General features: G+C 59.6%; 15 protein-coding genes. All 15 read left to right on the top strand.

Going from position 1 to position 12,675, the window contains the following annotated elements; translation table 11 throughout:
* The first annotated feature begins 213 nt into the window (after positions 1 to 213).
* The 15 genes from fliL (at position 214) to ICY20_RS13220 (ending at position 12,668) form a co-directional block, all read left to right on the top strand.
* Positions 214 to 714 (top strand): flagellar basal body-associated protein FliL, encoded by a 501-nt coding sequence (gene fliL, locus ICY20_RS13290; protein ID WP_159962057.1) that lies wholly within the window; start codon positions 214 to 216, stop codon positions 712 to 714.
* 9 nt (positions 715 to 723) lie between these two features.
* Positions 724 to 1,692, top strand: coding sequence for a flagellar motor switch protein FliM (gene fliM / locus ICY20_RS13285; protein ID WP_010208755.1), 969 nt, complete (start codon positions 724 to 726; stop codon positions 1,690 to 1,692).
* Between the two features lie 34 nt (positions 1,693 to 1,726).
* Positions 1,727 to 2,194, top strand: a complete 468-nt coding sequence (gene fliN / locus ICY20_RS13280; protein WP_159962056.1) for a flagellar motor switch protein FliN — start codon at positions 1,727 to 1,729, stop codon at positions 2,192 to 2,194.
* 1 nt (position 2,195) lies between these two features.
* On the top strand, positions 2,196 to 2,627 hold the full coding sequence (gene fliO / locus ICY20_RS13275) for a flagellar biosynthetic protein FliO (protein WP_159962055.1): 432 nt from the start codon (positions 2,196 to 2,198) through the stop codon (positions 2,625 to 2,627).
* The gene (gene fliP, locus ICY20_RS13270) at positions 2,627 to 3,370 is read left to right on the top strand and encodes a flagellar type III secretion system pore protein FliP (RefSeq protein WP_159962054.1); all 744 of its coding nucleotides are present in this window, start codon (positions 2,627 to 2,629) and stop codon (positions 3,368 to 3,370) included. The genes fliO and fliP overlap by 1 nt, the downstream gene beginning before the upstream one ends.
* Positions 3,371 to 3,374: 4 nt before the next feature.
* Positions 3,375 to 3,644: a flagellar biosynthesis protein FliQ gene (fliQ, locus tag ICY20_RS13265; protein ID WP_099584132.1), complete on the top strand. Its 270-nt coding sequence runs from the start codon at positions 3,375 to 3,377 to the stop codon at positions 3,642 to 3,644.
* 4 nt (positions 3,645 to 3,648) lie between these two features.
* Positions 3,649 to 4,434 (top strand): flagellar biosynthetic protein FliR, encoded by a 786-nt coding sequence (gene fliR, locus ICY20_RS13260; protein ID WP_159962053.1) that lies wholly within the window; start codon positions 3,649 to 3,651, stop codon positions 4,432 to 4,434.
* Positions 4,435 to 4,437: 3 nt separating this feature from the next.
* On the top strand, positions 4,438 to 5,574 hold the full coding sequence (gene flhB, locus ICY20_RS13255) for a flagellar biosynthesis protein FlhB (RefSeq protein WP_194937694.1): 1,137 nt from the start codon (positions 4,438 to 4,440) through the stop codon (positions 5,572 to 5,574).
* A 133-nt stretch (positions 5,575 to 5,707) separates the two neighbouring features.
* On the top strand, positions 5,708 to 5,917 hold the full coding sequence (locus tag ICY20_RS13250; RefSeq protein WP_194937693.1) for a cold-shock protein: 210 nt from the start codon (positions 5,708 to 5,710) through the stop codon (positions 5,915 to 5,917).
* 286 nt (positions 5,918 to 6,203) lie between these two features.
* Complete coding sequence (flhA, locus tag ICY20_RS13245) at positions 6,204 to 8,318, top strand: flagellar biosynthesis protein FlhA (protein ID WP_159962061.1); 2,115 nt, start codon at positions 6,204 to 6,206, stop codon at positions 8,316 to 8,318.
* Positions 8,319 to 8,329: 11 nt separating this feature from the next.
* The gene (gene flhF / locus ICY20_RS13240) at positions 8,330 to 9,646 is read left to right on the top strand and encodes a flagellar biosynthesis protein FlhF (protein ID WP_194937692.1); all 1,317 of its coding nucleotides are present in this window, start codon (positions 8,330 to 8,332) and stop codon (positions 9,644 to 9,646) included.
* 104 nt (positions 9,647 to 9,750) lie between these two features.
* Entirely contained in the window at positions 9,751 to 10,584 is an 834-nt protein-coding gene (gene fleN, locus ICY20_RS13235) for a flagellar synthesis regulator FleN (RefSeq protein WP_003192912.1), read from the top strand.
* The gene (gene fliA / locus ICY20_RS13230) at positions 10,581 to 11,321 is read left to right on the top strand and encodes an RNA polymerase sigma factor FliA (protein ID WP_016976604.1); all 741 of its coding nucleotides are present in this window, start codon (positions 10,581 to 10,583) and stop codon (positions 11,319 to 11,321) included. Before fleN ends, fliA begins: the two co-directional genes overlap by 4 nt.
* A gap of 165 nt (positions 11,322 to 11,486) precedes the next feature.
* Positions 11,487 to 11,861 (top strand): chemotaxis response regulator CheY, encoded by a 375-nt coding sequence (locus tag ICY20_RS13225; RefSeq protein WP_015885173.1) that lies wholly within the window; start codon positions 11,487 to 11,489, stop codon positions 11,859 to 11,861.
* Positions 11,862 to 11,879: 18 nt separating this feature from the next.
* Entirely contained in the window at positions 11,880 to 12,668 is a 789-nt protein-coding gene (locus tag ICY20_RS13220) for a protein phosphatase CheZ (RefSeq protein WP_159962049.1), read from the top strand.
* Positions 12,669 to 12,675 lie beyond the last annotated feature (7 nt).

Here is a 12,675-nt window from a genome sequence, read left to right as displayed (position 1 = left end):
TAGGAACGCGGTCCATGTGGGAGGGGGCTTGCCCCCGATAGCGGTGTGTCAGCCATAGATGTTTAGCTGACACTCTCTCATCGGGGGCAAGCCCCCTCCCACATTTGATTTGTGGTGTGGCGCCTTCCCCAATCTTCCAGACAACTCTGGCATAACACTTGCTCTTGCCTTTCCGTAGATCTATGAATCCCCGAATAGTGACGGATTATTGGCATGGCGAAGAGCGACGACGCAGCAAAAGCACCCGCAGGCAAAGGCAAGCTCAAGCTTATCCTGTTGATAGTCGTAGGCCTGCTGCTGGCCATCGGCGCCTCGGTAGGGGGCACCTGGTACATCATGCACAGCAGTGCAAGCAAGCCGGCACCTGCCGCCGAAACCGCCACCAACGTCAAGCAACCGGCAATCTTTGAGCCGATGCTTCCGGCCTTTGTCGCCAACTTCAATCAAAACGGTCGTCAGCGCTACCTGCAGGTGAGCATCACCTTGCTGGCGCGCAACCAGTCGGACCTGGACGCCCTCAAGGTGCACATGCCAGTGATCCGCAACAACCTGGTGATGCTGTTCTCCGGGCAGAGCTTTGAGACCCTTGCCACCCCGGTGGGCCAGGAAATGCTGCGCCAGAAGGTCACTGCCAGCGTGCAGGAAGTGGCCCAGAAAGAGCTCGGCAAAGTCGTGATCGAGCAGGCGCTCTTCACTAACTTCGTATTGCAGTAGGACCACGACATGGCCGTGCAAGACCTGCTGTCCCAGGATGAAATCGATGCGCTGTTGCATGGCGTCGACGATGGTCTGGTACAGACCGAAATGGCTGCCGAACCCGGCAGTGTCAAAAGTTACGACCTGACCAGCCAAGACCGCATCGTCCGTGGGCGCATGCCGACCCTGGAGATGATCAACGAACGTTTCGCCCGCTATACCCGCATCAGCATGTTCAACATGCTGCGCCGTTCGGCAGATGTGGCGGTGGGCGGCGTGCAGGTGATGAAGTTCGGTGAATACGTGCACTCGCTGTACGTGCCCACCAGCCTCAACCTGGTCAAGATCAAGCCCCTGCGCGGCACGGCGCTGTTCATCCTCGACGCCAAGCTGGTGTTCAAGCTGGTGGACAACTTCTTCGGCGGTGACGGTCGTCACGCCAAGATCGAAGGCCGTGAATTCACCCCCACGGAGCTGCGGGTGGTGCGCATGGTGCTGGAGCAAGCCTTCATCGACTTGAAGGAAGCCTGGCAAGCGATCATGGAAGTCAATTTCGAGTACATCAACTCGGAAGTGAACCCGGCCATGGCCAACATCGTCGGCCCCAGCGAAGCCATTGTGGTATCTACCTTCCACATCGAACTCGATGGCGGTGGCGGCGACCTGCACGTGACCATGCCGTACTCGATGATTGAACCGGTGCGCGAGATGCTCGACGCTGGCTTCCAGTCTGACCTGGACGACCAGGACGAACGTTGGGTCAAGGCCCTGCGCGAAGACCTGCTGGACGTCGATGTGCCGCTGAGCGCCACCGTGGCCCGCCGCCAGTTGCGCCTGCGGGACATTTTGCACATGCAGCCGGGAGACATCATTCCCGTCGAATTGCCGGAAGAAATGATCATGCGCGCCAACGGCGTGCCGTCGTTCAAGGTCAAGCTGGGGTCCCACAAGGGCAACCTGGCGCTGCAAGTGGTTGAACCGATCAATCGCCGCTGATCAACACTAATTTTTGCTCCGCCGAGGACATGTAATGGCTACCGAACACGAAAACACTTCCGCCGAAGACCAGGCCCTGGCTGATGAATGGGCCGCTGCCCTGGAAGAAACCGGCGAGGTTGGCCAGGACGATATCGACGCTTTGCTGGCCGCTGACGCCGCCACTGCACCTGCCGGCAACCGCCTGCAAATGGAAGAGTTCGGCAGCGTGCCGAAGAACAACGACCCGGTGACCCTCGACGGCCCCAACCTGGACGTGATTCTCGACATCCCGGTGTCGATCTCCATGGAAGTCGGCAGCACCGACATCAACATCCGCAACCTGCTGCAACTCAACCAAGGCTCGGTGATCGAGTTGGACCGCCTGGCCGGCGAGCCGCTGGACGTGCTGGTCAACGGCACCCTGATTGCCCATGGTGAGGTGGTGGTGGTCAACGAAAAGTTCGGCATCCGCCTGACCGACGTGATCAGCCCGAGCGAACGCATCAAGAAGTTGCGCTGATATGCAGCGCCTGACGGTAGGACTGTTGTCAGCGCTGCCATTGGGCGCTTTGGCGGCCGAACCGGTGGCTCAGGCTGCGGCCGCGGCGCCCGCCAGTCTCGGCGGCCAGTTGACCCAACTGGTGCTGGGCCTGTTGCTGGTGGTCGGCTTGATCTTCGTGCTCGCCTGGCTGATGCGCCGCGTACAGCGCGTTGGGCCCGGCAACGGCCAAGTTATTGAGCTGGTGGGCTCGCGTGCCCTCGGCCCGCGTGATCGGTTGGTGCTGGTGCAAGTGGGGGAGGAGCAGATATTGCTGGGCATCACCCCTGGCCGCATCACCCCGCTGCATGTGCTCAAGACCCCGGTAAACGTCGATCAGACCCAGTCTGCCACGCCAGAATTCGCCCAGCGCCTGATGGAGTTGTTGGGCAAGGATCAGAAGGATAAGAAGTAATGCGCGTTTTATTGACGCTCATGCTGTTGCTGGTCGCGCCATTGGCGCTGGCCGCCGACCCGTTGTCGATCCCGGCGATCACCCTGGGCACCAACGCGGCGGGCGCGCAGGAGTATTCGGTCAGCCTGCAGATCCTGCTGATCATGACCGCGCTGAGTTTTATCCCGGCGTTTGTCATGCTGATGACCAGCTTTACGCGGATCATCATCGTGTTTTCGATCCTGCGTCAGGCCCTGGGCTTGCAGCAGACACCGTCCAACCAGATCCTCACCGGCATGGCGTTGTTCTTGACGATGTTTATCATGGCGCCGGTGTTCGACAAGGTGAACCAGCAAGCCCTGCAACCGTACCTGGCAGAAACCATCACCGCCCAGGTCGCGATTGACCGGGCTCAGGTGCCAATCAAGGACTTTATGCTCTCGCAGACCCGCTCCAGCGACCTTGAGCTGTTTATGCGCCTGTCCAAGCGTACCGACATCGCCACCCCGGACCAGGCGCCCCTGACCATCCTGGTGCCGGCGTTTGTCACGTCCGAATTGAAGACCGCGTTCCAGATCGGCTTCATGATCTTTATCCCGTTCCTGATCATCGACCTGGTTGTGGCGAGCGTGCTGATGGCCATGGGTATGATGATGCTGTCGCCGCTGATCATCTCGTTGCCGTTCAAGATCATGTTGTTTGTACTGGTAGACGGCTGGGCGCTGATTATCGGCACCCTCGCCGGCAGTTTCGGCGGGGTATAGCGCTATGACGCCAGAAGTAGCCGTCGACCTGTTTCGCGAAGCGCTGTGGCTGACCACGGTGATGGTGGCCGTGCTGGTGGTGCCAAGTCTGTTGGTGGGCCTGTTGGTGGCGATGTTCCAGGCGGCGACCCAGATCAACGAACAGACCTTGAGCTTTTTGCCGCGTTTGCTGGTGATGCTGGTCACCCTGATCGTCGCCGGCCCGTGGCTGGTGCAAACCTTTATGGAATACATCCTGCAGTTGTACGGCAGTATTCCGCATCTGATCGGCTGACCCGATGCAGTCGTTGCTGGCATTGACCGACACCCAGATCAGTACCTGGGTGGCCTCCTTCATCCTGCCACTGTTTCGGGTGACGGCGATGTTGATGGCCATGCCGGTATTCGGCACGACCCTGGTGCCACGGCGTGTACGCCTGTACTTCGCGGTGGCGATTACCGTGGTGATCGTGCCTGGGTTGCCGCCGATGCCGCCGGTCAATGCCATTGATTTGAGTGCGCTGCTGTTGATCGCCGAGCAGATTCTGATCGGCGCTATGTTGGGGTTTTCCCTCTCGCTGTTTTTCCAGGCGTTCGTGATTGCCGGGCAAATCATCTCGATCCAGATGGGTATGGGCTTCGCCTCCATGGTCGACCCCACCAACGGCGTGTCGGCGGCGGTGATCGGGCAATTCCTGACGATGTTGGTGACCTTGCTGTTTCTGGCCATGAACGGCCATTTGGTGGCCTTCGAGGTGTTGACCGAGAGTTTCACGACCTTGCCGGTGGGCTCGGGCCTGGTGGTCAATCATTTCTGGGAAATAGTCGGGCGTCTTGCCTGGGTGCTGGGCGCGTCCTTGTTGCTGGTGTTGCCGGCGATCACTGCGTTGCTGGTGGTCAATATCGCGTTTGGCGTGATGACCCGTGCGGCGCCGCAGTTGAACATCTTCTCTATCGGCTTCCCGTTGACCCTGGTGTTGGGCATGGGGATTTTCTGGATCGGCCTGGCCGACATTCTCAATCAGTATCAACCGCTGGCGGTCGACGCCTTGCAGTTCTTACGTGATCTGGCACGGGCGCGCTGAGCCATGGCCGAAAGCGAGAGTGGTCAGGACAAAACAGAAGACCCCACGGAGAAACGTAAAAAAGACTCCAGGGAAAAGGGCGAGATTGCCCGCTCCAAAGAGCTCAATACCGTTGCCACCATGATGGCCGGCGCTGGCGCCTTGCTGATCTACGGCGGCGGCCTGGCGCTGGATTTGATGGAGTTGATGAAGCACAACTTCGCCTTGCCCCGCGAGGTGCTGCTCGACCCGGGCGCCATGGGTCAGTACCTGCTGCACTCAGGCAAAATCGCGATTTTGGCGGTGCAGCCGATCCTGATCACCTTGCTGTTGGCGGCGCTGATCGGCCCGGTCGCCTTGGGCGGCTGGCTGTTCGCTGCTGGCAGCATGGCACCCAAGTTCAGCCGCATGAACCCCGGAGCAGGGCTCAAGCGCATGTTCTCCGCCAAGGCGTTGGTGGAGCTGCTCAAGGCCTTGGCCAAGTTCATCCTGATTCTGTTTGTGGCGCTGATGGTGTTGTCGTCAGACATCGACGACTTGCTGCGCATCGCCCATGAGCCGCTGGAGTCGGCGATCATCCATAGCGTGCAAGTAGTGGGCTGGAGCGCGATGTGGATGGCCGCCGGCTTGATCATCATTGCGGCCGTGGACGCGCCGATCCAGCTGTGGGAAAGCCACAAGAAACTGCTGATGACCAAGCAGGAAGTGCGCGACGAGCACAAGGACCAGGAAGGCCGCCCCGAGGTCAAGCAGCGCATTCGCCAGCTGCAACGGGAAATGTCCCAGCGCAAGATGATAGCCTCGGTGCCCGACGCCGACGTGGTCATCACCAACCCGACTCACTACGCCGTAGCGCTCAAGTACGACCCGGAGAAAGGCGGTGCGCCGATGCTGCTGGCCAAGGGCAGCGACTTTACTGCGTTGAAGATTCGTGAAATTGCGGTGGCTAACGACATCCTGTTGTTGGAGTCGCCGGAGTTGGCGCGGTCGATCTTCTATTCCACCGAGCTGGAGCAGGAGATTCCTGCTGGCTTGTACCTGGCTGTTGCGCAGGTGTTGGCGTATGTCTATCAGATTCGCCAGTACCACGCGGGTAAAGGCAAGCGCCCTGACCCCCTCAAAGACCTGCCGATCCCGCCGGAATTGCGTCGGGACTCGTGATCTGTTCTGGGGTTTGCCGTTCTGCCGTTCGTCGTAAGCTTCCCTTGACCTGTCAACTTTGACAGTAGCCAGCCTGTGCGCCTTCAAGGTTTGATTGGGCCGCAGGTTCAATCAAGGCAGTGGGAGTAACGCAATGGCAAGGGCAATGGGTACGGTTAAATGGTTTAACGCAGAAAAAGGTTTTGGGTTCATTGTGCAGGCTGCAGGGGGCTCTGATCTGTTTGTCCATTATTCCTCAATAAAAAGCGAAGGATTCAAAACTCTCGAGGAGGGCCAAAAAGTGGAATACGAGGTCAAGGAGGGTCAGAAGGGGCCGCAGGCCGACGATGTACGTGTGATCTGACCGGTTCCAAGCGAGCTTGGCGGTGTGCTCAGTATTCAAGCCCGACACAAGGCTAAATGTGGGAGGGGGCTTGCCCCCGATAGCGGTGGTTCAGCCAGCACATCTGGTGCTGATCTACCGCTATCGGGGGCAAGCCCCCTCCCACATTTGCTTTGCGCACAATCAATGTTCCCCGCTGCCAACCTAAAGTTGGAAGGCTTCTTGCAATACCGCTTCCAAGACGCCTTCTGGCGTCAAAACTTTGCTTCAAAGGACACGAGGAATACCGGTGGTAGATCGCTCTCAAATGTTCAGCACGGCCCGTGGCACCCTGACTGACCTGTCGCGGGGCAATCTGGGTGTGCCGTTGTTGTTGCTGGTGATGCTGGCAATGATGATGTTGCCGATGCCGCCGTTCCTGCTGGACGTGTTCTTTACCTTCAACATTGCCTTGTCTGTCGTCGTGTTGCTGGTGTGCGTGTACGCCCTGCGGCCGCTGGATTTTGCAGTGTTCCCCACCATTCTGCTGGTGGCGACCCTGTTGCGGCTGGCGCTCAACGTGGCCTCGACCCGCGTGGTGATGCTCCACGGCCAGGACGGCCATGCCGCTGCCGGTAAAGTGATCCAGGCCTTCGGTGAAGTGGTGATCGGCGGTAACTACGTGGTCGGTATCGTAGTGTTCGCGATCCTCATGATCATCAACTTCGTCGTGGTGACCAAAGGTGCCGGGCGAATTTCCGAGGTGAGCGCGCGGTTTACCCTCGACGCCATGCCCGGCAAACAGATGGCCATCGACGCCGACCTCAACGCCGGCCTGATCGACCAGAACCAAGCCAAGTCCCGTCGTGCCGAAGTGGCCCAGGAAGCCGAGTTCTACGGCTCCATGGACGGTGCCAGTAAATTCGTACGCGGTGACGCCATCGCGGGCCTGCTGATTCTGTTTATCAACCTCATCGGCGGCATGGCGGTCGGCATCTTCCAGCACGGCATGACCTTCGGCGATGCGGGCCGGGTCTACGCCTTGCTGACCATCGGTGACGGTTTAGTGGCGCAATTGCCATCACTGTTGTTATCCACAGCGGCGGCCATCATGGTTACCCGTGCTTCGGGCTCCGAAGACATGGGCAAGCAGATCAGCCGGCAGATGTTCGCTTCGCCCAAGGCCTTGGCCGTGGCGGCGGGCATCATGGCGATCATGGGCATCGTGCCGGGCATGCCCCATGTCTCGTTCCTCAGCATGGCGGCCCTGGCCGGCGGCGCGGCCTATCTGTTCTGGAAGAAGCAGAACGCAGTCAAAGTGCAGGCACTGCAAGAAGTTGCGCGTCAGCAAGAATTGCTGCCATCCCCAGCTCGCGCCTCGGAAACCAAGGAGCTGGGCTGGGATGACGTGACCCCAATCGACATGATCGGCCTGGAAGTGGGCTATCGCCTGATCCCTCTGGTAGACCGCAACCAGGGCGGCCAATTGCTCGCCCGGATCAAGGGCGTGCGCAAGAAATTGTCACAGGACCTGGGCTTCTTGATGCCTACTGTGCACATCCGCGACAACCTCGACCTGGCCCCGAGCGCCTACCGCCTGACCCTCATGGGCGTGATTTTGGCCGAAGCCGAGATTTACCCAGACCGCGAACTGGCGATCAACCCCGGGCAAGTCTTCGGCAGCCTCAACGGCATTACCGCCAAAGATCCGGCTTTTGGCCTGGACGCGGTGTGGATCGAAATCAGCCAGCGCAGCCAGGCGCAGTCCCTCGGATACACCGTGGTGGACGCCAGCACCGTGGTCGCCACGCACCTTAACCAGATTTTGTACAAGCACTCCCATGAGCTGATCGGCCACGAGGAAGTCCAGCAATTGATGGGCTTGCTCGCCAAAGCATCGCCTAAACTGGCTGAAGAGCTGGTGCCGGGTGTGCTGTCGTTGTCGCAACTGCTCAAGGTGTTGCAGGCGCTGCTGGCCGAACAAGTGCCGGTGCGCGACATTCGCAGCATTGCCGAGGCTATCGCCAACAATGCCGCCAAGAGTCAAGATACTGCCGCCCTGGTGGCCGCGGTGCGCGTCGGATTGTCGCGCGCAATCGTGCAAAGCATTGTAGGCACTGAGTCTGAGCTGCCTGTGATCACCTTGGAACCAAGGTTGGAACAAATATTGCTCAATAGTATTCAGAAGGCAGGGCAAGGCCAGGAAGAGGGCGTTCTGCTGGAGCCAAGCATGGCTGAAAAACTGCAGCGTTCGTTGATCGACGCCGCACAACGCCAAGAGATGCAGGGCCAACCGGTGATTCTGCTGGTGGCAGGCCCGGTCCGAGCGATGTTGTCGCGGTTTGGGCGCCTGGCAGTTCCGAATTTGCACGTTTTGGCTTATCAGGAAATTCCTGACAACAAGCAAGTGACTATCGTCGCGACAGTAGGGCCCAACGGCTGAGGTAGTGGGTTATGCAAGTTAAGCGTTTTTTCGCCGCCGATATGCGTCAGGCCATGAAACTGGTACGTGATGAGCTGGGCGCCGACGCCGCGATTATCGGTAACCGCCGCATTGCCGGCGGTGTCGAGCTGACGGCTGCCCTGGATTACACCCCCCAGGCGCTGGCACCGCGCGTGCCCAACATGGAACTCGAAGACGAGTTGCGCAAGACCGCCTCGCGTATCGTCTCGGCCCAGGCCGAGCTGAGCATGCGTGGCGACAGCGATGCCACCACCAATCGCCAGTTGTTTGCCGGCTTGCCGCTGACGGCTGCCGAGCCGCTGGTTGAGCCAACCTTCAAAGAACCGCCGCGTCCTGCAGCGCCAGCACCGGCTGCCGCAGTCGACCAGCGCGTGTTCGATTCGATGCGTTTTGAGCTCAACGGCCTGCGCGAACTGCTGGAAGTACAGCTGGGCTCGCTGGCCTGGACCCAATTGCAAGGCAGCAAGCCGCAACAGGCCAACCTGTGGCGTCGTCTGCAACGTATCGGCCTGTCTGGCCCGTTGTCCCGCGACCTGCTGGCCCTGACTACCGAAATCGAAGAACCCCGCCAGGCTTGGCGCATGTTGTTGGCCCACTTGGCGCGCATGATCGCCACCCCCGAAATCGAGCCGCTTGAAGAAGGCGGTGTGATCGCCATGGTCGGCCCGGCCGGCATGGGCAAGACCACCACCCTGGCCAAGCTGGCAGCCCGTTATGTGCTCAAGTACGGCGCGCAAAATATTGCCCTGGTGAGCATGGACAGCTACCGCATTGGTGCCCAGGAGCAGCTCAAGACCCTGGGCCGTATCCTCAATGTATCGGTGACCCACGTTGACCCGGGCCAGTCCCTGGCCAACGCCCTCGACCCACTGCTGCGCAAGCGCGTGGTGTTGATCGACACCGCCGGCCTGCAAGCCAGCGACCCTGCGTTGCGCATGCAGCTCGAAAGCCTGGCCGGGCGTGGCATCAAGTCGAAAAATTACCTGGTGCTTGCAACCACCAGCCAGAAACAGGTTCTTACCGCTGCTTACCACAGCTACAAGCGCTGCGGCCTGGCCGGTTGCATCCTCACCAAGCTCGATGAAACTGCGAGCCTGGGTGAAGTGCTGAGCCTGGCCATCAGCCATGAATTGCCGGTCGCCTACCTGACCGACGGGCCGCGGATTCCAGATGATTTACATCTGCCGCGCCGTCACCAGTTGGTCAGCCGTGCGGTCAGCGTGCAAATGCAAGACGAGCCTAGCGAGGAAGCGATGGCCGATATGTTCGCCGACCTGTATCACAACCCGGCCAAGCGCGTGGGTTGAGCAACATGAACACAGTGCAATGTACCTACATCGATGGTCTGCAAGCGATTCACGCGGCCAAGCCATGTAGCCTGCGACTCAGCAAGACAAGGTAACGGAATAAAATGGGCAGCATGCATCCCGTACAGGTGATCGCGGTGACCGGCGGCAAAGGTGGCGTCGGGAAAACTAACGTGTCAGTGAATTTGTCCCTGGCCCTGGCAGAGCTTGGCCGTCGCGTCATGCTGCTGGATGCTGACCTGGGGCTGGCGAACGTCGACGTTCTGCTGGGGCTGACACCCAAACACACCCTCGCCGATGTGATCGAGGGCCGCTGTGAGCTGCGCGATGTGCTGCTCCAGGGCCCCGGTGGCATCCGCATCGTGCCGGCCGCCTCAGGCACCCAGAGCATGGTGCACCTGAGCCCGGCCCAGCATGCCGGCCTGATCCAGGCGTTCAGCGATATCGGCGACAACCTCGACGTGCTGGTGATCGACACCGCTGCCGGGATCGGCGAGTCCGTGGTCAGCTTCGTGCGCGCGGCGCAAGAAGTATTGCTGGTGGTCTGCGATGAACCCACCTCGATCACCGACGCCTACGCCCTGATCAAACTGCTTAACCGTGACTACGGCATGAACCGGTTCCGGGTGCTGGCCAACATGGCCCAGAGCCCGCAAGAAGGTCGCAACCTGTTCGCGAAGTTGACCAAGGTCACGGATCGCTTCCTCGATGTCGCCTTACAATACGTCGGCGCAGTTCCCTACGACGAGTGCGTGCGCAAGGCCGTGCAAAAGCAGCGTGCGGTCTACGAAGCGTTCCCTCGTTCAAAATGCGCGCTGGCGTTCAAGGCCATTGCCCAGAAGGTCGATACTTGGCCGTTGCCTGCCAACCCGCGGGGGCATCTGGAGTTTTTCGTCGAGCGATTGGTGCATCAGACGAGCGCAGGACCCGTGCTATGACAGCGACCGGCTACAACGCGTACAAGAAGTCTGCCCGTGACAGCCAGGGCGAATTGATCGAGCGCTATGCGCCCCTGGTCAAGCGCATCGCTTATCACTTGCTGGCACGCCTGCCGGCCAGCGTTCAGGTCGAGGACCTGATCCAGGCCGGCATGATCGGCCTGCTCGAAGTGTCGACCAAATACGACGCGAGCAAGGGCGCGAGTTTCGAGACGTACGCGGGTATCCGTATCCGTGGCGCCATGCTCGATGAAGTGCGCAAAGGTGACTGGGCGCCGCGTTCTGTGCATCGCAATACACGCATGGTCAGTGACGCAATTCGCGCAATTGAAGCAAAAACCGGTCGCGACGCTAAAGATCACGAAGTTGCGGCCGAACTCCAATTGAGTCTCGACGATTACTACGGGATTTTGAACGATACCTTGGGCAGCCGCCTGTTCAGTTTCGACGACCTGTTGCAGGACGGCGAACACGAAGGGCTGCACGAGGACGGCGCGAGCGCTCACATGGAGCCATCGCGTGACCTGGAGGATGAACGTTTCCAGGGCGCGTTGGCCGACGCGATCGCCAATTTGCCGGAGCGTGAGCGACTGGTGTTGGCGCTGTACTACGACGAAGAGCTGAACCTCAAGGAAATCGGTGAGGTCCTGGGGGTCAGCGAATCGCGCGTCAGCCAGTTGCACAGCCAGTGCGCAGCCCGCTTGCGGGGGCGTTTGGGAGAGTGGCGAGCGCGCTGACAGGCAGTGTGGGGACACTGCAGACGAGACCGTGACAGCTGTGCTTTCGCGGTTTCGCTTCGTGGTGCCCTGGCAGTCCTTTTTGTGTAATGCCTGTTGATTGAAATGGCGTGTCCAGGTGCTGGGCGCGTTTAAGACTGCTTGGAGGTCGAATTGGACAAGAACATGAAAATCCTCATCGTTGATGACTTCTCAACGATGCGGCGGATCATTAAAAACCTGTTGCGTGACCTTGGGTTCACTAACACGGTCGAGGCGGATGACGGCATTACTGCGATTCCGATCCTCAACAGCGGGAGCATCGACTTTCTGGTAACAGACTGGAACATGCCGGGCATGACCGGTATCGATTTGCTGCGCCACGTGCGCGCTGATGAAAAACTGCGCAGCCTGCCCGTACTGATGGTGACCGCCGAAGCCAAGCGTGAGCAGATCATTGAAGCCGCCCAAGCCGGGGTTAACGGTTATGTGGTCAAGCCATTCACTGCATTGGCGCTGAAAGAGAAGATCGAAAAAATCTTCGAACGCATCCACGGCTAATGCCATCGCGGGGGAGCTATGGAGCATAAAGAATCATCACAGGGAGACTTCGAGTCGACCCTGAAAAAGCATGCTCACCAGTTGGTCGACAGCCTTGAAAAAGGCCAGTTCGGCGACGCGGTGCAGTTGATCCATGAGCTCAACCAGACCCGTGACCGCGGCCTGTACCAGGAAGTGGGCAAGCTCACACGCGAGCTGCACAGTGCGATCGTCAATTTTCAGATTGACCCGCACATGCCCCAGGCCGAAGAAATCTCGCAAATCACTGATGCCACCGAACGCCTGTCCTATGTGGTCAGGCTGACTGAGGCGGCGGCCAATCGCACCATGGACCTGGTTGAAAATGCCACGCCCCTGGTGAACGGCATGGCCACTGAAGCACAGGCCCTGAGCAATGACTGGGGCCGCTTTATGCGCCGTGAAGTGGGTGCCGAAGAGTTTCGCGAGCTGGCACGTCGGGTTGAAGGCTTCTTGTCACGCAGCGAGCAGGACAACCGCACGGTTGCCAGCAACCTCAACGACATTCTGCTGGCCCAGGATTACCAGGACCTCACTGGCCAGGTGATCAAGCGTGTGACCCAGTTGGTCACCGAAGTGGAAAGCAATTTGCTCAAATTGGTGCTCATGGCAGGCCAGGTTGACCGTTTTGCCGGCATCGAACATGACCGCGAAGCGATCCTCTCTGAAAAAGATCCACAAAAACATCTCGCCAAGGGTGAAGGTCCGCAGATTCATGCCGATAAACGTGAAGACGTTGTATCGGGTCAAGATGATGTCGATGACCTGTTATCCAGTTTAGGCTTCTAAGGAGCAC

This window comes from Pseudomonas pisciculturae (genome assembly GCF_015461805.1).
GTDB lineage: Bacteria > Pseudomonadota > Gammaproteobacteria > Pseudomonadales > Pseudomonadaceae > Aquipseudomonas > Aquipseudomonas pisciculturae.
The sequence above is the reverse complement of the archived record's forward strand: the minus strand, read 5'-3'. Positions and strand labels throughout refer to the sequence as shown.